The 20,129-nt window shown below is 60.4% G+C and carries 19 protein-coding genes; all 19 read left to right on the forward strand.

Annotated elements, in window-relative coordinates; genetic code table 11:
• Positions 1-8 precede the first annotated feature (8 nt).
• A complete protein-coding gene (locus ACSQ17_RS10975; RefSeq protein WP_233683088.1) occupies positions 9-881 on the forward strand; it encodes a ParB/RepB/Spo0J family partition protein in 873 nt (290 codons plus the stop codon).
• A gap of 158 nt (positions 882-1,039) precedes the next feature.
• On the forward strand, positions 1,040-1,447 hold the full coding sequence (locus ACSQ17_RS10980) for a F0F1 ATP synthase subunit I (RefSeq protein WP_233683089.1): 408 nt from the start codon (positions 1,040-1,042) through the stop codon (positions 1,445-1,447).
• A gap of 14 nt (positions 1,448-1,461) precedes the next feature.
• Complete coding sequence (atpB, locus tag ACSQ17_RS10985; RefSeq protein WP_436068626.1) at positions 1,462-2,331, forward strand: F0F1 ATP synthase subunit A; 870 nt, start codon at positions 1,462-1,464, stop codon at positions 2,329-2,331.
• Between the two features lie 115 nt (positions 2,332-2,446).
• Positions 2,447-2,704, forward strand: a complete 258-nt coding sequence (atpE, locus tag ACSQ17_RS10990; RefSeq protein WP_003097235.1) for a F0F1 ATP synthase subunit C — start codon at positions 2,447-2,449, stop codon at positions 2,702-2,704.
• 56 nt (positions 2,705-2,760) lie between these two features.
• The gene (locus ACSQ17_RS10995; protein WP_108486385.1) at positions 2,761-3,231 is read left to right on the forward strand and encodes a F0F1 ATP synthase subunit B; all 471 of its coding nucleotides are present in this window, start codon (positions 2,761-2,763) and stop codon (positions 3,229-3,231) included.
• Positions 3,232-3,246: 15 nt separating this feature from the next.
• Positions 3,247-3,783: a F0F1 ATP synthase subunit delta gene (locus ACSQ17_RS11000; protein WP_160013936.1), complete on the forward strand. Its 537-nt coding sequence runs from the start codon at positions 3,247-3,249 to the stop codon at positions 3,781-3,783.
• A 21-nt stretch (positions 3,784-3,804) separates the two neighbouring features.
• The gene (atpA, locus tag ACSQ17_RS11005) at positions 3,805-5,349 is read left to right on the forward strand and encodes a F0F1 ATP synthase subunit alpha (RefSeq protein ID WP_233683093.1); all 1,545 of its coding nucleotides are present in this window, start codon (positions 3,805-3,807) and stop codon (positions 5,347-5,349) included.
• 50 nt (positions 5,350-5,399) lie between these two features.
• Entirely contained in the window at positions 5,400-6,260 is an 861-nt protein-coding gene (gene atpG, locus ACSQ17_RS11010; RefSeq protein ID WP_160013934.1) for a F0F1 ATP synthase subunit gamma, read from the forward strand.
• Between the two features lie 30 nt (positions 6,261-6,290).
• Complete coding sequence (atpD, locus tag ACSQ17_RS11015; RefSeq protein WP_233683094.1) at positions 6,291-7,667, forward strand: F0F1 ATP synthase subunit beta; 1,377 nt, start codon at positions 6,291-6,293, stop codon at positions 7,665-7,667.
• 83 nt (positions 7,668-7,750) lie between these two features.
• On the forward strand, positions 7,751-8,176 hold the full coding sequence (locus ACSQ17_RS11020; RefSeq protein ID WP_160013932.1) for a F0F1 ATP synthase subunit epsilon: 426 nt from the start codon (positions 7,751-7,753) through the stop codon (positions 8,174-8,176).
• A 130-nt stretch (positions 8,177-8,306) separates the two neighbouring features.
• Positions 8,307-9,671, forward strand: a complete 1,365-nt coding sequence (gene glmU / locus ACSQ17_RS11025; RefSeq protein ID WP_436068627.1) for a bifunctional UDP-N-acetylglucosamine diphosphorylase/glucosamine-1-phosphate N-acetyltransferase GlmU — start codon at positions 8,307-8,309, stop codon at positions 9,669-9,671.
• Positions 9,672-9,800: 129 nt separating this feature from the next.
• Positions 9,801-10,568: a DeoR/GlpR family DNA-binding transcription regulator gene (locus ACSQ17_RS11030; protein ID WP_436068628.1), complete on the forward strand. Its 768-nt coding sequence runs from the start codon at positions 9,801-9,803 to the stop codon at positions 10,566-10,568.
• Positions 10,569-10,578: 10 nt separating this feature from the next.
• Positions 10,579-12,429: a glutamine--fructose-6-phosphate transaminase (isomerizing) gene (gene glmS, locus ACSQ17_RS11035; RefSeq protein WP_436068629.1), complete on the forward strand. Its 1,851-nt coding sequence runs from the start codon at positions 10,579-10,581 to the stop codon at positions 12,427-12,429.
• A gap of 63 nt (positions 12,430-12,492) precedes the next feature.
• Entirely contained in the window at positions 12,493-12,723 is a 231-nt protein-coding gene (locus tag ACSQ17_RS11040) for a hypothetical protein (protein WP_436068630.1), read from the forward strand.
• 57 nt (positions 12,724-12,780) lie between these two features.
• Positions 12,781-14,529 (forward strand): ATP-binding protein, encoded by a 1,749-nt coding sequence (locus ACSQ17_RS11045; protein ID WP_436068631.1) that lies wholly within the window; start codon positions 12,781-12,783, stop codon positions 14,527-14,529.
• 156 nt (positions 14,530-14,685) lie between these two features.
• Positions 14,686-16,038, forward strand: coding sequence for a sigma-54-dependent transcriptional regulator (locus ACSQ17_RS11050; protein WP_436068632.1), 1,353 nt, complete (start codon positions 14,686-14,688; stop codon positions 16,036-16,038).
• 574 nt (positions 16,039-16,612) lie between these two features.
• On the forward strand, positions 16,613-17,569 hold the full coding sequence (locus tag ACSQ17_RS11055; RefSeq protein WP_436068633.1) for a TAXI family TRAP transporter solute-binding subunit: 957 nt from the start codon (positions 16,613-16,615) through the stop codon (positions 17,567-17,569).
• A gap of 74 nt (positions 17,570-17,643) precedes the next feature.
• Positions 17,644-19,707, forward strand: coding sequence for a TRAP transporter permease (locus ACSQ17_RS11060; protein WP_436068634.1), 2,064 nt, complete (start codon positions 17,644-17,646; stop codon positions 19,705-19,707).
• Positions 19,704-20,126, forward strand: a complete 423-nt coding sequence (locus tag ACSQ17_RS11065) for a DUF1850 domain-containing protein (RefSeq protein WP_436068635.1) — start codon at positions 19,704-19,706, stop codon at positions 20,124-20,126. Before ACSQ17_RS11060 ends, ACSQ17_RS11065 begins: the two co-directional genes overlap by 4 nt.
• Positions 20,127-20,129 lie beyond the last annotated feature (3 nt).

A 20,129-nucleotide genomic window follows, 5' to 3' on the forward strand; every position in this document is an offset into this window, starting at 1 on the left:
AAATACCCATGGCTGTGAAAAAAAGAGGACTGGGACGCGGTCTGGATGCCCTGCTGGGTGGCAGCAGCGTCAGCGCGTTGCAGGAAGAAGCCGCGCAGGTCGACAGCCGTGAACTGCAGCACGTGCCTCTGGATCTGATCCAGCGCGGCAAATATCAGCCGCGCCGTGACATGGATGCCACAGCCCTGGAAGAGCTGGCCGCCTCGATCAGGGTGCATGGCGTGATGCAGCCTATCGTGATCCGTCCGATTGGCGGCGAGCGTTTTGAGATTGTTGCCGGTGAACGCCGCTGGCGTGCCAGTCAGCAGGCCGGCCTGGACAGGATTCCGGCCATGGTTCGCGAACTGCCGGATGAAGCCGCCATCGCCATGGCGTTGATCGAGAACATCCAGCGCGAAGACCTAAATCCCATCGAAGAAGCGGTGGCCTTGCAGCGCCTGCAGCAGGAGTTCGAGCTGACCCAGCAGCAGGTCGCCGATGCTGTGGGTAAGTCGCGGGTCACCATCAGCAACCTGCTGCGCCTGATCGCCCTGCCGGAAGAGATCAAGACTCTGCTGTCCCATGGGGATCTGGAAATGGGCCATGCCCGCGCCCTGCTCGGATTACCTGCCGAACAGCAGACTGAAGGTGCGCGACACGTTGTCGCACGAGGCCTCACGGTACGTCAGACCGAAGCCCTGGTTAGGCAGTGGCTGAACAGCAAAGACAAGCCTGCGGCAGTGGCTAAAACCGACCCGGACATCACCCGTCTGGAACAGCGCCTGGCCGAGCGCCTGGGCTCGCCGGTGCAGATCAAGCATGGTCAGAAGGGCAAAGGTCAGTTGGTCATCAGCTACAGTTCGCTGGATGAGTTGCAGGGTGTACTGGCCCACATTCGCTGAAACAATTGCGCATGTAGCGACTAGTCGGAAATCACTACCCGGCAGTTGAATGGGGGGGGAAGCCCCCCTATACTCTGCGCGCATTTCGTCGGCACAAAGTATGCCAAGTTATTGATTTCAAGGTGCCGACGCCCGAGTTCAGCTTTCAGGAAAACAAGATGGACGTTCGCACGCCGAATCGCCTGCCCTTCCATCGTCTTGCTGTTTTCCCGGTACTGCTGGTGCAACTTCTGGTTCTGTTGTTACTGGCCCTGGTGTTATGGCAGTGGCAAGGCGCAGTAGCCGGTTACTCGGGATTGTGTGGTGGCCTGATTGCCTGGCTGCCGAATTTGTACTTTGCCCACAAGGCGTTCCGTTTCAGTGGAGCGCGGGCTGCTCAAGCCATCGTCCGGTCTTTTTATGCCGGTGAGGCGGGCAAACTGGTTTTAACGGCAGTGCTGTTTGCACTGACCTTTGCAGGTGTGAAACCTCTGGAACCGCTGGCGGTATTTGGTGTGTTCTTTCTGACCCAGTTGGTCAATTGGTTTTCGCCCCTGCTGATGAAAACAAGACTTTTAAGACCTTAGCGCTCGAGGGATATATGGCAGCAGCAGAAACCGCTTCGGGTTATATCCAGCACCACTTGACCAACCTGACCTATGGTCAGCATCCGGTCAACGGCTGGAGTTTCGCCCACAACGCTAAAGAAGCTCAGGAAATGGGCTTCTGGGCATTTCACGTAGACACCCTGGCGGTGTCCGTCGTGCTGGGCCTGTTCTTCATCCTGCTGTTCCGTGCCGCCGCCAAGCGCGCCACGTCCGGGCAACCGGGCAAACTGCAGAACTTCGTCGAAGTATTGGTCGAGTTCGTTGACGGCAGCGTCAAGGATACCTTCCACGGCCGCAACGCCCTGATCGCCCCGTTGGCCCTGACCATTTTCGTCTGGGTCTTCCTGATGAACTTCATGGATCTGGTGCCGGTGGACTGGCTGCCGATGCTGGCTGCCAAACTGGCTGGCGATCCGCACCTGTACTTCCGTGTCGTGCCGACCACTGACCCGAACGCCACCCTGGGTCTGGCCCTGTCAGTATTCGCCCTGATTCTGTACTACAGCATCAAGGTCAAAGGCATTGGCGGTTTCATCGGTGAGCTGACCCTGCACCCGTTCGGCAGCAAGAACATTGTGGTTCAGGCGCTGCTGATTCCGGTCAACTTCCTGCTTGAGTTCGTAACCCTGATCGCCAAGCCGATCTCTCTGGCGCTGCGACTGTTCGGCAACCTGTATGCCGGCGAGCTGATCTTCATCCTCATCGCGATCATGTTCGGCGGCGGTCTGCTGCTCGGCGCGCTGGGTGTTGCCCTGCAGTGGGCGTGGGCGGTGTTCCACATCCTGATCATCGTGCTGCAGGCGTTCATCTTCATGATGCTGACCATCGTCTACCTGTCGATGGCGCACGAAGACAACCACTAAGAGCGCCTTGGCGCTCGCAGTGGACGCCCGCAAGGGCAACCAGAAGTACCGATTTGCTTTACTGCTTTACCTTAGAAAACCTTAACCAATACGACATAAAAAGTCGGGAGGAAAGATGGAAACTGTAGTTGGTCTGACCGCTATCGCTGTTGCACTGCTGATTGGCCTGGGTGCCCTGGGTACCGCCATTGGTTTCGGCCTGCTGGGCGGCAAGTTCCTGGAAGGCGCTGCGCGTCAGCCGGAAATGGTTCCGATGCTGCAAGTGAAAATGTTCATCGTCGCTGGTCTGCTCGACGCCGTGACCATGATCGGTGTTGGTATCGCACTGTTCTTCACCTTCGCGAACCCCTTCGTTGGTCAAATCGCAGGCTAATCCACTCGTTTTCGAGTGAATTGGTTTGATGGACAACGAACGAGCGAGGTGTTGGCGTGAACATTAATGCAACCCTGATTGGCCAGTCCGTTGCCTTCTTCATCTTCGTGCTGTTCTGCATGAAGTACGTGTGGCCTCCGGTCATTACGGCTTTGCAAGAACGTCAGAAGAAGATCGCAGATGGCCTGGATGCTGCTAGCCGTGCGGCTCGTGACCTGGAGTTGGCCCAAGAGAAAGTGGGTCAGCAACTGCGCGAAGCCAAAAGCCAGGCAGCCGAGATCATTGAGCAAGCCAAGAAACGCGGTACCCAGATCGTCGACGAAGCCCGTGAACAGGCCCGCGTCGAAGCTGACCGTGTGAAGGCTCAGGCTCAGGCCGAGATCGAGCAGGAAATCAACGGTGTCAAAGACGCGCTGCGTGCCCAACTGGGTAGCCTGGCCGTTAGCGGTGCCGAGAAGATCCTGGGCGCATCTATCGACCAAAACGCGCATGCGGAGCTGGTTTCCAAACTGGCAGCCGAAATTTAAGCGAGGGGCGCGATCATGGCAGAACTGACCACGCTGGCCCGACCTTACGCTAAGGCTGCTTTCGAGTACGCCCAGGCCCACCAGCAACTGGCCAATTGGTCAGCCATGCTCGGCCTGGCTGCAGCGGTGTCGCAAGACGACACCATGCAGCGCGTGCTCAAGGCTCCGCGTTTGACGTGTACAGACAAGGCCACCACCTTTGTCGAGGTGTGTGGTGACAAGTTCGACGCCCAGGTACGCAATTTCATCCACATCGTTGCTGAAAACGATCGTCTGGCCCTGTTGCCACAGATCGTTGAACTGTTCGACCTGTACAAGGCCGAGCAGGAGAAGTCGATCGACGTGGACGTTACCAGTGCCTTCGCATTGAGCGATGAACAGCAAGACAAACTCGCCAAGGTTCTCAGTGCACGGCTCGGCCGAGAAGTGCGTCTGCACGCCGCGGAAGATGCCACCCTCATCGGTGGTGTTGTGATCCGCGCCGGCGACCTGGTTATCGATGGCTCAGTTCGCGGCAAAATCGCGAAGCTGGCCGAAGCATTGAAATCTTGAGTTTGAAGGGGCAGCAGAGCTATGCAGCAACTCAATCCTTCCGAAATTAGTGAAATCATCAAGGGGCGTATCGAGAAACTCGATGTCGCCTCTCAAGCCCGTAACGAAGGCACCATCGTGTCCGTCTCCGACGGTATCGTGCGCATTCACGGTCTCGCCGATGTGATGTACGGCGAAATGATCGAGTTCCCGGGCAGTGTCTACGGTATGGCACTGAACCTGGAGCAAGACTCCGTGGGTGCCGTAGTGCTGGGTGCTTATACCACCCTCGCCGAAGGCATGAGCGCCAAGTGCACCGGCCGCATCCTCGAAGTTCCGGTTGGTCCGGAACTGCTGGGTCGCGTGGTTGATGCCCTGGGTAACCCAATTGACGGCAAAGGCCCGCTGAACAACGTCGCTACTGACGCTGTTGAAAAGGTTGCGCCGGGCGTGATCTGGCGTAAGTCGGTCGACCAGCCGGTACAGACCGGTTACAAGTCGGTTGACGCCATGATCCCGGTTGGCCGTGGCCAGCGTGAGCTGATCATCGGTGACCGTCAGATCGGTAAAACCGCCCTGGCCATCGACGCCATCATCAACCAGAAAAACAGCGGCATTAAGTGCGTCTACGTAGCTGTTGGTCAGAAGCAATCGACCATCGCCAACGTGGTACGCAAGCTGGAAGAAAACGGCGCGCTGGCTAACACCATCGTGGTCGCGGCTTCCGCTTCCGAATCCGCTGCACTGCAGTTCATTGCACCGTACGCCGGTTGCACCATGGGCGAATACTTCCGCGACCGCGGTGAAGACGCGCTGATCGTGTATGACGATTTGTCCAAGCAAGCAGTGGCCTACCGCCAGATTTCCCTGCTGCTGCGCCGTCCGCCAGGCCGTGAAGCCTACCCAGGTGACGTGTTCTATCTCCACAGCCGTCTGCTGGAGCGCGCTTCCCGTGTTTCCGAAGAGTACGTTGAGAAGTTCACCAATGGCGCTGTGACTGGCAAAACCGGTTCCCTGACCGCTCTGCCGATCATCGAAACCCAGGCGGGCGACGTTTCCGCGTTCGTTCCGACCAACGTGATTTCGATCACCGACGGTCAGATCTTCCTGGAATCGGCCATGTTCAACTCGGGTATCCGTCCTGCGGTCAACGCCGGTATTTCGGTATCCCGCGTGGGTGGTGCTGCACAGACCAAGATCATCAAGAAGCTCTCCGGTGGTATCCGTACCGCTCTGGCTCAGTACCGTGAACTGGCGGCATTCGCCCAGTTCGCTTCTGACCTGGACGAAGCCACCCGCAAGCAGCTTGAGCACGGTCAGCGCGTTACCGAGCTGATGAAGCAGAAGCAATATGCGCCGATGTCGATTGCTGACATGTCGCTGTCGCTGTATGCCGCCGAGCGTGGTTTCCTGGTCGATATCGAAGTCGCCAAGATTGGTGCATTCGAGCAGGCCCTGATTGCTTACTTCAACCGGGATCACGCCGCACTGCTGGCGAAGATCAACGAGAAGGGTGACTTTAACGACGAAATCGACGCTGGCCTGAAAGCCGGTATCGAGAAGTTCAAGGCCACCCAAACCTGGTAAGCCGCAGCGGGGGCCGCGAGGTCCCCGCTTGCTAACCCGATAGGTGTCAAATGGCAGGCGCAAAAGAGATTCGCAGCAAGATTGCGAGCATCAAAAGCACGCAGAAGATCACCAGCGCCATGGAAAAGGTGGCGGTCAGCAAAATGCGCAAGGCACAAATGCGCATGGCTGCTAGCCGTCCCTATGCGGAGCGTATCCGCCAGGTTATTGGTCATCTGGCCAACGCCAACCCGGAATACCGTCACCCGTTCATGATCGAGCGCGAAGTCAAACGCGTTGGTTATGTCGTGGTGAGCTCGGACCGTGGTCTGTGTGGTGGTCTGAACACCAACCTGTTCAAGGCTCTGGTCAAGGACATGGCGAGCAATCGCGAGCAAGGCGTGGAGATCGATCTCTGCGTGGTTGGCAGCAAGGGTGCGGCATTCTTCCGCAACTTTGGTGGCAACATCGTTGCTGCGATCAGCCACCTGGGCGAAGAACCATCGATCAATGATCTGATTGGTAGCGTCAAGGTAATGCTCGATGCCTACCTCGATGGTCGCATCGATCGTTTGTCCGTGGTCTCGAACAAGTTCATCAATACCATGACGCAAAAGCCGACAGTGGAGCAGTTGATTCCGCTGGTGGCTGATCCGGATCAGGATCTCAAGCATCACTGGGATTACCTGTACGAACCCGACGCCAAACAGCTGCTCGACGGCTTGATGGTGCGTTACGTGGAGTCGCAGGTGTATCAGGCGGTGGTTGAGAACAATGCGGCTGAACAAGCGGCCCGGATGATCGCGATGAAGAACGCCACCGACAACGCTGGCGATCTGATCAAAGACCTGCAGTTGGTTTACAACAAGGCACGTCAGGCAGCGATCACCCAGGAAATTTCGGAAATCGTCGGCGGCGCTGCCGCGGTTTAAGCACGGTTCAAATATTCAGAGGAACCAAAGATGAGTAGCGGACGTATCGTTCAAATCATCGGCGCCGTTATCGACGTGGAATTCCCGCGTGATCAAGTGCCGAGTGTTTATGAAGCGCTGAAAGTAGACGGCGCCGAAACCACCCTGGAAGTTCAGCAGCAGCTGGGCGACGGTGTGGTACGTACCATTGCGATGGGTTCGACCGAAGGCCTGAAACGTGGCCTGAACGTCGGTAGCACTGGCGCAGGTATCCAGGTACCGGTTGGGGTGAAAACCCTGGGCCGTATCATGGACGTGCTGGGCAACCCGATCGACGAAGCTGGCCCGATTGGCGAAGAAGAGCGTTGGGGCATTCACCGTGCCGCTCCGTCCTACGCCGAGCAAGCTGGCTCCAACGAGCTGCTGGAAACCGGCATCAAGGTTATCGACCTGGTTTGCCCGTTCGCCAAGGGCGGTAAAGTCGGTCTGTTCGGTGGTGCCGGTGTAGGCAAAACCGTAAACATGATGGAACTGATCCGTAACATCGCCATCGAGCACAGCGGTTATTCCGTATTCGCCGGTGTGGGTGAGCGTACTCGTGAGGGTAACGACTTCTACCACGAGATGAAGGATTCCAACGTTCTCGACAAGGTAGCCCTGGTTTACGGTCAGATGAACGAGCCACCAGGCAACCGTCTGCGCGTAGCACTGACCGGCCTGACCATGGCCGAGAAGTTCCGTGACGAAGGCCGTGATGTTCTGTTCTTCGTGGACAACATCTACCGTTACACCCTGGCCGGTACCGAAGTATCCGCACTGCTGGGCCGTATGCCTTCCGCGGTGGGTTACCAGCCGACCCTGGCCGAAGAAATGGGCGTTCTGCAAGAGCGTATTACTTCGACCAAGACCGGTTCGATCACCTCGATCCAGGCCGTATATGTACCTGCGGACGACTTGACCGACCCAAGCCCGGCGACCACCTTCGCCCACTTGGACGCCACCGTTGTACTGTCCCGTGACATCGCTTCCCTGGGTATCTACCCAGCGGTCGATCCACTCGACTCGACGTCGCGCCAGCTGGACCCGATGGTTATCGGCCAGGAGCACTACGACACCGCTCGCGGCGTGCAGTACGTACTGCAGCGCTACAAAGAGCTGAAGGACATCATCGCGATTCTGGGTATGGACGAACTGTCCGAAGCAGACAAGCAACTGGTATCCCGTGCTCGTAAGATCCAGCGCTTCCTGTCCCAGCCGTTCTTCGTGGCCGAAGTCTTCACCGGTTCGCCAGGCAAGTACGTTTCCCTGAAGGACACCATTGCCGGTTTCAGCGGCATTCTGAAAGGTGACTACGATCACCTGCCAGAGCAGGCGTTCTACATGGTTGGCAGCATCGAAGAAGCTGTCGAGAAAGCGAAGAAACTGTAATCACCCGTGCGCCCGGCAACGGGCGCTTACGGTCTGCCGATACGCGTAGTAGTGTGTAGGCAGATCGATACGTGAGGTTAGACATGGCTATGACAGTCCATTGCGACATCGTCAGCGCAGAAGGCGAGATCTTCTCCGGTCTGGTCGAGATGGTGATTGCGCACGGCAACCTGGGTGATCTCGGTATCGCTCCAGGCCACGCGCCGCTGATCACCGACCTCAAACCGGGTCCGATTCGTCTGGTCAAGCTGGGTGGCGAAGCCGAGGTGTTCTACATCTCCGGCGGCTTCCTCGAAGTTCAGCCGAGTGTGGTGAAAGTTCTCGCCGATACCGTGCAGCGTGCTGCCGATATCGATGAAGCTGCTGCTCAGGAAGCCCTTCGGGCTGCCGAGAAAGCCTTGAATGAGAAAGGCGCGGAGTTCGACTACGGTTCCGCTGCTGCTCATCTGGCTGAGGTCGCGGCTCAGCTGCGTACCGTTCAGCAGTTGCGCAAGAAGTTCGGCGGTTAATTCCGACGCTTCATCGCAAACGAGTAAAAGGGTAGCCTTGGCTACCCTTTTTCTTTGCCTGCTGTTTTTACCTTTTCAGTGGGTCGGGCTAGGGATTTAGCCCGCCTTCGTCTGCCTGGAATCCGTTCTTATGTCCCTCGATATCGTTATCCTCGCCGCCGGCCAAGGCACCCGTATGCGTTCGGCCCTGCCGAAAGTCCTGCATCCGGTTGCCGGCAAACCCATGCTTGGGCATGTGATCGACACTGCTCGTCAGCTCAAACCACAGGGCATCCATGTGGTGATCGGCCATGGCGCGGAGCGGGTACGTGAGCGCTTGGCAGCGGATGACCTGAATTTTGTGATCCAGGCCGAACAGCTAGGCACCGGTCATGCCGTGGCTCAGGCGCTGCCGGCGTTGAGTGCCGAGCGTGTGCTGATTCTCTATGGCGACGTGCCGCTAATCGAAGTGGAAACCCTGCAGCGTTTGTTGCAACAGGTGAATGACCAGCAACTCGGGCTGTTGACGGTCAACCTGAATGACCCAACCGGCTATGGCCGTATCGTTCGCGATGAGCAGGGCGTGGTGAAGGCCATCGTCGAGCACAAGGACGCCAACGAAACGCAGCGGCAGATCCGCGAAGGCAATACCGGCATCCTCGCCGTACCGGGCAAATGCCTGGGTGATTGGCTGGGTCGTTTGTCCAACAGCAACGCCCAGGGCGAGTATTACCTGACAGACGTGATTGCCATGGCGGTGGCTGACGGTCTGGTGGTGGCCACCGAGCAGGCGGCTGACGAGATGGAAGTGTTGGGTGCCAACGACCGCATCCAGCTGTCGCAGCTGGAGGGCCATTACCAGCAGCGCTTCGCCAAGCGCTTGATGGCCCAGGGGGTCACCCTGCTTGATCCTTATCGTTTCGATGTACGTGGTGAGGTCAGTGTTGGCCGCGATATCACCATCGATATCAACGTGATCCTTGAAGGTCGCGTGGTGATCGAAGATGACGTGCAGATCGGTCCCAACTGCGTGATCAAGGACTCAATCCTGCGTAAAGGCGCGATCATCAAAGCCAACAGCCATCTGGAAGGGGCCGAAGTGGGCGAGGGTGCCGATTGCGGCCCGTTCGCTCGTCTGCGTCCGGGCTCGGTGCTGGGGGCTAAGGCCCATGTGGGTAACTTTGTCGAATTGAAGAACGCCAAAATGGGTGAGGGTGCAAAGGCTGGCCATCTGTCTTACCTGGGCGACGCCGAAATCGGCGCGCGCACCAATATTGGCGCCGGCACCATTACCTGTAATTACGACGGTGCCAACAAGTTCAAGACCGTGCTCGGTGAGGACGTGTTTATCGGCTCCAACAGCGCCCTGGTCGCCCCGGTGACCTTGGGCGAGCGTGCCACCACCGGTGCCGGTTCGGTGATTACCGGTGATGTGCCGGCCAACACCCTGGCGGTCGGCCGTGCCAAGCAGCGCAATATCGAAGGCTGGAAGCGCCCGGTAAAAATCAACAAGTAAGCACTGCGTAACGTGCGCTGAGCACAAGGATAAAAGGTGGCCCCGGCCGCCTTTTGTCGTTTTCAGGGTTGACGGAAAAGCTTCATTAGGTTTTGATTCGCGCCATTATCTTTCGAATCGAAACTTAGCATGTCGAAACGCAACACTCCGCAACGCCGTCACACCATTCTTGCCCTGCTCGCCGAGCAAGGTGAGGTGAGTGTGGATGAGTTGTCGAAAGCGTTCGCCACCTCCGAAGTGACCATTCGCAAAGACCTCGCCGCCCTGGAGAAGAACGGCCTGCTGCTGCGTCGCTACGGCGGTGCGGTGCCCATGCCGCAGGAGCTGATCAGCGACCTCCAGCCGATTTCCCAGTACAAGCAGGCCATCGCCCGCGCGGGTGTGGCGCGTATCCGCGAACATGCGCGGATCATTATCGACAGCGGCACCACCACGGCGGCGATGATCCCGCAGCTCGGCCATAAACCCGGCCTGGTGGTGATGACCAATTCGATGAACGTGGCGCGGGCTATCAGCGAGCTGGAGCATGAACCGGTGTTGCTGATGACTGGCGGCACCTGGGACCCGCACTCCGAGTCGTTCCAGGGCCAGGTCGCCGAGCAGGTGCTGCGCTCCTACGACTTCGATCAACTGTTTATCGGTGCCGATGGCATCGACCTGAACCGTGGCACCACCACTTTCAATGAACTGCTCGGCCTGAGCCGGGTGATGGCCGAGGTGGCCCGCGAAGTGGTGGTGATGGTCGAGAGCGACAAGATCGGCCGCAAGATTCCCAACCTGGAGCTGCCCTGGAGCAGCATCCATACCCTGATAACTGACGAGCGCCTCAGCCCCGAGGCCCGTGAACAATTAACCGAGCGCGGCATCAAGCTGATCTGCGCGGCTGTTGAAGCTTAAGGAGAAGATTATGTGTGGCATCGTAGGCGCAGTCGCCGAACGCAATATCACCGCCGTGCTGGTTGAAGGCCTCAAGCGCCTGGAATACCGCGGCTATGACAGCGCTGGTGTGGCGTTGCTGACGGATAAAGGCGACCTCGACCGTCGCCGCCGCGTGGGCAAGGTCAGCGAGCTGGAAAGCGCGCTAAGTGCCGAGCCGTTGGCCGGTCGTCTGGGTATCGCGCACACCCGTTGGGCCACCCACGGTGCGCCAAGCGAGCGCAATGCCCACCCACACTTCTCTGGCCATGATCTGGCAGTGGTGCATAACGGCATTATCGAGAACCACGAAGAACTGCGTGCCCAGCTCAAGGGGCTGGGTTACGTGTTCAGCTCCGATACCGACACCGAAGTGATTGTGCACCTGCTCGACCACAAGTTGAAAACTCAGCCGGACCTGACCGCAGCACTGAAAGAGGCGGTCAAGGAATTGCACGGTGCCTACGGCCTGGCGGTGATCAGCGCCAAGCAACCAGATCGCCTCCTCGCTGCTCGCAGCGGCAGCCCGCTGGTGATCGGCCTGGGCCTGGGTGAGAACTTCCTCGCCTCCGACCAGCTGGCTCTGCGTCAGGTCACCGACCGCTTTATGTACTTGGAAGAAGGCGATATCGCCGAAATCCAGCGCAACAGCGTGCAGATCTGGGATGTATCCGGCCAGCCGGTGGTACGCGAGAGCGTGCAATACCACGAAGGTGCGGAAGCCGCCGACAAAGGCGAGTACCGCCACTTTATGCTCAAGGAAATCCACGAGCAGCCCAAGGTCGTGCAACGCACCCTGGAAGGCCGTCTGGGCAGCGACCACGTTCTGGTGCAGGCCTTCGGCCCACAGGCCGCCGAGCTGTTCGCCAAGGTGCGCAACGTACAGATCGTTGCCTGCGGCACCAGTTACCACGCCGGCATGGTCGCCCGTTACTGGCTCGAAGGTCTGGCTGGCATCCCTTGCCAGATCGAAGTGGCCAGCGAGTTCCGCTACCGCAAGGTGGTGGTGCAACCGGACACCCTGTTCGTCAGCATCTCCCAGTCCGGCGAAACCGCCGACACCCTGGCTGCGCTGCGCAATGCCAAGGAGCATGCACCTGGCCAAGGTGGTTACCTGGCCAGTCTGGCGATCTGCAACGTTGGCATCAGCTCACTGGTGCGTGAATCCGACCTGACCCTGCTGACCCAGGCCGGCCCGGAAATCGGCGTGGCCTCGACCAAGGCCTTTACCACCCAACTGGTCGCGCTGATGCTGCTGACCCTGTCCCTCGGCCAGGTGCGTGGCACCCTCGACAAAGCCCTGCAAGCCGAACTGGTGGATGAACTGCGCCGCCTGCCGACCCGCCTCGGTGAAGCCCTGGCCATGGACAGCGTGGTGGAGAAGGTTTCCGAGCTGTTCGCCGAGAAACACCACAGCCTGTTCCTCGGCCGTGGCGCACAGTACCCGGTGGCGATGGAAGGTGCGCTCAAACTCAAGGAAATCTCCTATATCCACGCCGAAGCCTACCCGGCCGGCGAGCTCAAGCACGGCCCGTTGGCGCTGGTGGACAGTGATATGCCGGTGGTCACCGTGGCACCCAACAACGAGCTGCTGGAAAAGCTCAAATCCAACCTGCAGGAAGTACGCGCCCGTGGCGGCGAGCTGCTGGTGTTTGCCGACGAGCAGGCCGGCATGAGCAACGGCGAAGGCACCCATGTGGTGAACATGCCGCATATCCACGACGCCTTGGCGCCGATCCTCTACACCATCCCGTTGCAGCTGCTGTCCTACTACGTCGCCGTGCTCAAGGGCACCGACGTCGACCAGCCGCGCAACCTGGCCAAAAGCGTCACGGTGGAGTAAGCCAGGTCTGCTCTGGGCGGGCGTTGCCCGCCTGAGCGTTGGCACACAGCAGGAGAACAGGGCATGAAGCGGCAAGATGTACGTGATAAATACGCTGCCGGCGTGTCATTCGATACCCACGTGATCGCCAATCCGGCTAATCCCCGGGAGTGGATCGTGCTGTTCAAGAAGGGCGTGGGCACCAGTTACTTTCTCGTGGATGAACAGGAGCAGGTGGAGTCCTTCGCCGACCTCAACCGCCTGATCGAGGAGCTGCGTCAGCTTGGCATCAAGCGCAGCGAGGTGCACCTGTAACGGTTCCTCGGCGCATTTTGTCTTACCATGCCGGCTCTACCCCATTGCGAGTCGTGCATGCCTGCCTTGTTGCTGCGTTACCGCGTTGCGCTGATCGTCCTGCTGATTCTGTTCGGCCTGCTGGCGAGCATCTGGCTGGCCGGGCGCTATGCCGAGCAGCGTGCCTGGCAGGAGCGCAGCCTGGAGGCGCGCGGGCAGTTGCAGCTGTATGCGCAATCGATCCACACCCTGGTCGAGCGCTTCCGTTCGGTGCCCGAGGTGCTGGCGCTGGACAGCGATATCAAGTCGCTGCTGCGTGCACCGGATGACAGCCTGTTGCGCAGCAAACTCAACGAGCGCCTGGAGCAGCTCAACAGCGCTGCTGGCTCCAACGTGCTGTACCTGCTCAACGACCGTGGCGAAACCCTGGTGGCGAGTAACTGGCGCGACTGGAGCAGTTTCGTCGGCAATAACTACGCCTTCCGCCCGTATTTTCAGGATGCCGTGCGCCAGTCCTCCGGGCGTTATTTTGCGGTGGGCGTGACCACCGGCATTCCTGGTTATTTCCTCTCCCATGCGGTGCGCGATGACCACGGCGTGGTGCTTGGCGTGCTGGTGGTCAAGCTGGAGCTGGAAGAGTTGCAGCGTGAATGGGCCGGCCAGCCTGGCGTGCTGCTGGTGGCCGACAGTTACTCGGTGGTGATTCTCAGCAACCGTCCGGCCTGGCGGTTTCTGACTCTTGAGCGTTTGGATGAGCAGGCCCGCGCCGAGCTGGTGGAGGTGCGCAAATACGCCGAACAGGCGCTGCAACCGTTGCCCAGTACGCTACGTCGGCAGATCGACAGCGACAGCCAGTGGCGTCGGGTCGAGGGGCCGGACGGCCCGCGTGACTATCTCTGGCAGCGTCAGGCTCTAGGTGACGAAGGCTGGACCCTGCACCTGTTGCATGAGCCGATAACCCTGGTCGACAGCGTGCGCAGCTACCGCCTGGCCGCTGCCGGGGTATGGATGACCCTGGCCTTTTTGCTGCTCTACCTGGCCCAGCGGCGCAAGACGCAACGCTTGCAGGCGAGCATTCGCGAACGTCTGGAGCGTGAAGTGGCGCTGCGTACCGCCGAGCTGCGTGAGGCTCAGGAAGGCCTGGTGCATGCGGCGAAGATGGCGGCACTGGGTCAGATGTCGGCGGCCATGGCGCATGAAATCAACCAGCCGCTGACTGCCATGCAGATGCAATTGGGCAGCCTGCGGCTGTTGCTCGACAGTGGTCGGCAGGACGATGTGCGTGAGGGTTTGCAGCGTATCGATGGCTTGCTGCAACGCATCGCCGGGCTCACCGGCCACCTGAAAACCTTTGCCCGCAAAAGTCCGGCGGGCCTCAGTGAGCGCCTGCGTCTGAGTGATGTGCTGGAGCAGGCGCTGCAATTACTGGCACCGCGCCTGCGCAGCGAACAGGTGCAACTGCACAGCGAGATCGACACCGAGGCACGGGTGTTGGGGGATGCCATCCGCCTGGAACAGGTGCTGCTCAACCTGCTCAACAACGCCCTGGATGCGATGGTCGGCAGTGAGCGGCGGGTCCTCGACGTGCGCATCGTGAGGCTGGGCGATGAGTGTCGTCTGATGGTCGAGGACAGCGGGGGCGGGATTGCCGAAGAGACCTTGGGGCACGTGTTCGAGCCCTTCTTCACCACCAAGCCGGTGGGTCAGGGCTTGGGCCTGGGTCTGGCGGTGTCCTATGGCATCGTGCGGGAACTGGGTGGCACGCTGAGCGCAACCAATAGCGAATACGGCGCGGTATTTACCCTGAGCCTGCCCGCCGCACCGTAGGGTGTGCCGTGCGCACCACAACCATCGATGCGCCATGGGTTACCGGTGCGCGCAGGGCACCCTAGGGTCTGTTGCCGTTGACGCTTGTCACACCCAGGGTTGCTCCCCAGGAATTCATCCGGGCTACACTGCCGCGGTTTATAACGGGGAGGTGCCATGAGCGATCAGGTGATAGTGGTCGATGACGAAGCCGCCATCCGCGAAGCGGTGCAGCAGTGGCTGGAGCTGTCCGGTTTCAGCGTGCACAGTTGCGCCACGGCGCAGGCTGCGCTGGCGCTGGTTGACCGCGATTACCCCGGCATCATCATCAGCGATGTACGCATGCCGGGCACCGATGGCCTGCAACTGCTCGACAGCGTGCTGGAGAGCGACCGCGACCTGCCGGTGATTCTGATCACCGGGCATGGTGATGTACCGATGGCGGTGCAGGCGCTGCGCCAGGGTGCCTATGACTTTATCGAAAAACCCTTTACCCCCGAACGCCTGCTCGACAGCGTGCGCCGCGCCCTGGACAAGCGCCGGCTGGTCTGTGAGAACCGCCAGCTGCGCCAGCAGTTCGCCCGCAAGGACGATATCGAAGCGCAGCTGCTGGGTGTGTCCAAGCCGATGGAAACCCTGCGTCGGCAGATTCTCGAACTGGCCGGCACCTCGGTGAACATTCTCCTGCGCGGCGACACCGGCAGCGGCAAGGAGCGCGTTGCCCGTTGCCTGCATGACTTCAGTAACCGTGCCGGCAAGCCGTTTGTCGCGCTGAACTGCGCGGCGATTCCCGAGCAGCTGTTCGAGAGTGAGCTGTTCGGCCATGAAAGCGGCGCGTTCACTGGCGCTCAAGGCAAGCGCATCGGCCGTATCGAGCATGCCGACGGCGGCACGCTGTTTCTCGATGAGGTGGAAAGCCTGCCGCTGGCTCAGCAGGTGAAATTGTTGCGCGTGTTGCAGGAGAAAAGCCTGGAGCGGCTTGGCTCCAATCGCAGCGTCCAGGTTGACCTGCGGGTGATCAGCGCGGCCAAGCCGGACCTGCTCGATGAGGTCAAGGCCGGGCGTTTTCGCGAGGACCTGTATTACCGCCTGAATGTCGCCAGCCTGCATATTGCGCCCCTGCGCGAGCGGCGTGAGGACATTGCGCTGTTATTCGAACACTTCGCCCAGCAGGCCGCACAACGCCATGGCCGCGAGACGCCAAGCCTGACCCCCAGTGAACTGGCGCAGCTGCTTCAGCATGACTGGCCGGGCAACGTGCGTGAGTTGATCAACGCCGCCGAACGCCATGCCCTGGGCTTGAATGGCGGGGTGGAGAGTGGCAATGGCCTGCCCGCACAATCGCTAAGCGAGCAGATGGAAGCCTTCGAGGCGCAATGCCTGCACCGCGCCCTGCAACACTGCCAGGGCAATATCGCCGAGGTGATGACCCTGTTGCAGCTGCCGCGCCGCACCCTCAACGAGAAGATGCAGCGCCACGGCCTGCTACGCAGCCGCTATCGTCCTGCCGGCAGTCGTGACGACGACTAGCTTGCGTAGGCTGGCTCGGTCGGGTGCGCTGTGCGCACCATCGCGGCGGCGGTGATGCCTCCGGTGCGTACGGCGCACCCTACACGCCGCCGGGATAAATTCTTCAGCGTCCGCAGCCGGGATGAAATCCGGGGGAACGCTCTTATGGCCGCCATCAATACCTTGGATTGCCTCCGGCTAGTGCGGCGCAATAGGCGGAATTTCGCTTATAGGAAAATTTTCAGCAGCGGATTTCCGCTGATAAATTACGAAAATATTCTGATCTGACCAGCAAGAAGGCTCTAGAACGGGGCTTTCGTTCGCTGGCACGGCATCTGCTATAGCCCTTGTCAGCCAGGCATTTGATTGCCCGGTATCCAATAAGAAAGACAAGAGGTGACCCATGCACTGCTCAGCCGCGCCCTCGTCGCGCTCGCGATCTACATCCCACCTGTTGTGCGCCTGGCTCAGGCCGCGCGTGAGCCTCGGTTCCTTTCCGCCAGCCAGTTAGTTCTCGACGTGGCCTCGCCATGCGGGTGAGGCACGTCACGCTGAAACCTCTGCATAAAGCCATAACAACGACGGAGACACTTCCATGCGACTGACCCAAAAATTCAGCCTGTTTGCCGCCGCCGCGGCGTTGACTGCCAGTACCGCGGTACTCGCCGCCCCGACCTTTATCAACGTGCTCACCGGTGGCACCAGCGGGGTGTATTACCCGATTGGCGTGGCCATGTCGCAGCTCTACAGCAACGGCATCGACGGCGCGAAGACCTCGGTACAGGCGACCAAGGCCTCGGTGGAAAACCTCAACCTGCTGCAGTCCGGCCGTGGCGAAATCGCCTTTGCCTTGGGCGACTCTGTGGAAGATGCCTGGAAGGGCGTGGAAGACGCCGGCTTCAAGGCGCCGCTGACCCGCCTGCGCGCCATCGCCGCCACCTACCCGAACTACATCCAGATCGTTGCCAGCCAGGAATCCGGGATCAAGACCCTGGAGGACCTCAAGGGCAAGCGCATCTCCGTGGGTGCGCCGAAGTCCGGCACCGAGCTGAACGCTCGCGCGATCTTCAAGGCCGCGGGCCTGAGCTATGCAGACATGGGGCGTGTCGAGTACATGCCGTATGCCGAGTCGGTCGAGCTGATCAAGAACCGTCAGTTGGACGCCACACTGCAATCGTCCGGCCTGGGCATGGCGGCGATTCGTGACCTGGCCGCCATGGTGCCGATTACCTTTGTCGCCATCCCTGCAGAGGTCGTGGCCAAGATCGACAGCCAGGCCTACCAGGCCAAGGTCATCCCGGCCGGCACCTACGACGGCCAGGATGAGGATGTGCCGACGGCGGCCATCGTCAACTTGCTGGTCAGCCACGAGCAGGTCTCCGACGACGTTGCCTACCAGATGACCAAGCTGATGTTCGACAACTTAGTCCGTCTGCGCACCGCTCACTCCGCATCTAACGACATCAGCCTGGAGACGGCTACCGAGGCGCTGCCGATTCCGCTGCACCCGGGCGCCGAGCGCTTCTACAAGGAAGCCGGCGTTCTCCACTAACCCGGCTGGAAGCAGGGGGGCGGACACAGCGTCCGCTCCCCGATTGTGAGTCCAATTGCATCGAGAATTTACCCATGAGTGATCATCCAGGTCTGACTGGTAACCCCAGCCAGTGGCCCAAGGCCGTGTTCTACGTCGCGATCCTGTTTTCGGTCTATCAGATCATCGGGGCCGCGTTCCATCCGTTCTCCAGCCAGGTGCTGCGTGCCGGGCACGTCGGCTTTGTGCTGCTGATGGTGTACCTGTGCTTCCCCATGCGTGGCCAGGGCCGGCCATGGACGCCACTGGCCTGGGGCTTGGGCCTGGCGGGGTTGAGTACGGCGATTTACCAGTGGTACTTCGAGGCGGATCTGATCCAGCGCTCGGGCGATCTCAACACCTTCGACATGCTGGTCGGCATCACCTTGCTGGTGCTGGTGTTCGAGGCGGCGCGGCGGGTCATGGGCCTGGCGTTGCCGATCATCTGCGGTTGCTTCCTGGCATACGGCCTGTTCGGCCAACACCTGCCGGGCGACCTGGCGCACCGCGGTTATGACTTCGACCAGATCATCAACCAGCTTTCCTTCGGCACCGAAGGCTTCTACGGCACACCGACCTATGTGTCGGGCACCTATATCTTCCTGTTCATTCTGTTTGGCGCCTTCCTTGAGCAGGCCGGGATGATCAAGCTGTTCACCGACTTCGCCATGGGCCTGTTCGGTCACAAGACCGGCGGCCCGGCCAAGGTATCGGTGGTGACCTCGGCGCTGATGGGCACTATCACCGGTTCCGGTGTGGCCAACGTGGTCACCACCGGCCAGTTCACCATCCCGCTGATGAAGCGTTTCGGCTACAAGGGCACCTTCGCTGCGGCGGTAGAAGCCTCTGCCAGCATGGGCAGCCAGATCATGCCGCCGATCATGGGCGCCGTGGCGTTCATCATGGCCGAGACCATCAACGTGCCGTATGTGGAAATCGCCAAGGCAGCGCTGATCCCGGCCTTGTTGTGGTTCGGCTCGATCTTCTGGACGGTGCACCTCGAGGCCCAACGCCTCAAGCTGACCGGACTGCCGAAAGCGGAATGCCCCGACCCGTTCGCGGCGATCAAGGAGCGCTGGTACCTGCTGATTCCGCTGGTTGTGCTGGTGTACCTGTTGTTCGCCGGTTTCACCCCGATGTTCTCCGGCACCGTAGGCCTGGCCCTGACCGCCATCGTCATCCTCGGCACGGCCATCGTCATGCGCGCCAGCAACCTGTGGCTGAAGATTGCCTTCTGGATCGCCCTGGGTCTGGTCAGCTCCGGCTTCCTCAAGTACGGCATTGGCGTGGTGTTCGGTGTGATCGGCGTGCTGGTTGCTGGCTGCTTCTACGTCAAGGGCGGCCGTGAAACCCTGCGCGCCTGTGTCTGGGCTCTGGCCGATGGCGCGCGCCATGCGGTACCGGTGGCGGTGGCGTGCATCCTGGTGGGGGTGATCATCGGCGTGGTTTCGCTGACTGGCATCGCCACCACCTTTGCCGGCTACATCATGGCCATCGGTGAGAACAACCTGTTCCTCTCGCTGCTGCTGACCATGTTCACCTGCCTGGTGCTGGGTATGGGTATCCCGACCATCCCCAACTACATCATCACCAGTGCCATCGCCGCGCCGGCGTTGCTGGAGCTGGGTGTGCCGCTGATCGTGTCGCACATGTTTGTCTTCTACTTCGGCCTGATGGCCGATCTGACGCCGCCGGTGGCGCTGGCCTGCTTCGCCGCCGGTTCGATCGCCAAGGAGAACGGCCTGAAGATCAGCCTATGGTCGGTGCGAATCGCCGCGTGTGGCTTCGTCGTGCCGTTTATGGCGGTGTACGATCCGGCGCTGTTGATGCAGGGTGACGACTGGGGCGCGATCCTCTACATGCTGATCAAGTCAGTGTTTGCCGTAGGGTTGTGGGGCATGGCCGTGGTGGGCTATTTCTCGGCCCCGCTGCAGGCATGGGAGCGTCTGCTGATTTTCGCCGCTGGTGCGTCGCTGGTGATTCCGGCTTCGGTGTTCAGCTATGACCTGCTGGGCCTGTATAACGTGACCACCGATGAAGTCGGCTTTCTGGTGGCGGTTGCAGTGATTGCGCAGCATATGCTGCGTGCGCGCCGCCAGTTGCTGATGGCGGCGGCATGATCGGGCTGTGTCTGGGCCTGGCCGGCGCGGTATGGGCACAAGTGCCCACGCCCAGCTTTACCTTGGCCTGGACACATACGATTGAGAACGTGCGTTGGGAAGAGGATTACCGTGTCAGTGCCGAGGGTTTGTTGCTCGGCGAGGCGCGGGTCAAGGGTTCCGGGGCCGGTATGGAGATTCCAGACGGCGCCGAACTGCGCGAGGGCAGCTGGCATTACCAGCGTCAGCTCCCGCCCTTGCAACCCCTGCGAGTCGGGCGTACGCCCGAAGCCGGGGATTACCAACTGTGTTTCAACCAGCGTTGCCACTCAATGAGAGAATGGCTCGGCCCGCCACAAGCGACCCAGCCGGCGTTGGAACTCTGGAGCTGCGAGCAACGCTCCCCGGCATCTGCGGATGCCGGCCAGGACGAGGGTTAACGC

The organism is Pseudomonas sp. LjRoot71, from assembly GCF_964253255.1.
In the GTDB taxonomy this organism is placed as follows: Bacteria; Pseudomonadota; Gammaproteobacteria; order Pseudomonadales; family Pseudomonadaceae; genus Aquipseudomonas.

What these genes read in the sequence shown, in the direction of transcription:
- atpD (WP_233683094.1), top strand. Translation starts at nt 6,291, where the DNA reads ATGAGTAGCGGACGTATCGTTCAAATCATCGGCGCCGTTATCGACGTG.
- ACSQ17_RS11040 (WP_436068630.1), top strand. Translation starts at nt 12,493, where the DNA reads ATGAAGCGGCAAGATGTACGTGATAAATACGCTGCCGGCGTGTCATTC.
- ACSQ17_RS11045 (WP_436068631.1), top strand. Translation starts at nt 12,781, where the DNA reads ATGCCTGCCTTGTTGCTGCGTTACCGCGTTGCGCTGATCGTCCTGCTG.
- ACSQ17_RS11065 (WP_436068635.1), top strand. Translation starts at nt 19,704, where the DNA reads ATGATCGGGCTGTGTCTGGGCCTGGCCGGCGCGGTATGGGCACAAGTG.
- ACSQ17_RS10975 (WP_233683088.1), top strand. Translation starts at nt 9, where the DNA reads ATGGCTGTGAAAAAAAGAGGACTGGGACGCGGTCTGGATGCCCTGCTG.
- atpB (WP_436068626.1), top strand. Translation starts at nt 1,462, where the DNA reads ATGGCAGCAGCAGAAACCGCTTCGGGTTATATCCAGCACCACTTGACC.
- ACSQ17_RS11020 (WP_160013932.1), top strand. Translation starts at nt 7,751, where the DNA reads ATGGCTATGACAGTCCATTGCGACATCGTCAGCGCAGAAGGCGAGATC.
- ACSQ17_RS11000 (WP_160013936.1), top strand. Translation starts at nt 3,247, where the DNA reads ATGGCAGAACTGACCACGCTGGCCCGACCTTACGCTAAGGCTGCTTTC.
- glmS (WP_436068629.1), top strand. Translation starts at nt 10,579, where the DNA reads ATGTGTGGCATCGTAGGCGCAGTCGCCGAACGCAATATCACCGCCGTG.
- ACSQ17_RS11055 (WP_436068633.1), top strand. Translation starts at nt 16,613, where the DNA reads ATGCGACTGACCCAAAAATTCAGCCTGTTTGCCGCCGCCGCGGCGTTG.
- atpE (WP_003097235.1), top strand. Translation starts at nt 2,447, where the DNA reads ATGGAAACTGTAGTTGGTCTGACCGCTATCGCTGTTGCACTGCTGATT.
- glmU (WP_436068627.1), top strand. Translation starts at nt 8,307, where the DNA reads ATGTCCCTCGATATCGTTATCCTCGCCGCCGGCCAAGGCACCCGTATG.
- ACSQ17_RS10980 (WP_233683089.1), top strand. Translation starts at nt 1,040, where the DNA reads ATGGACGTTCGCACGCCGAATCGCCTGCCCTTCCATCGTCTTGCTGTT.
- ACSQ17_RS11060 (WP_436068634.1), top strand. Translation starts at nt 17,644, where the DNA reads ATGAGTGATCATCCAGGTCTGACTGGTAACCCCAGCCAGTGGCCCAAG.
- atpA (WP_233683093.1), top strand. Translation starts at nt 3,805, where the DNA reads ATGCAGCAACTCAATCCTTCCGAAATTAGTGAAATCATCAAGGGGCGT.
- atpG (WP_160013934.1), top strand. Translation starts at nt 5,400, where the DNA reads ATGGCAGGCGCAAAAGAGATTCGCAGCAAGATTGCGAGCATCAAAAGC.
- ACSQ17_RS11050 (WP_436068632.1), top strand. Translation starts at nt 14,686, where the DNA reads ATGAGCGATCAGGTGATAGTGGTCGATGACGAAGCCGCCATCCGCGAA.
- ACSQ17_RS11030 (WP_436068628.1), top strand. Translation starts at nt 9,801, where the DNA reads ATGTCGAAACGCAACACTCCGCAACGCCGTCACACCATTCTTGCCCTG.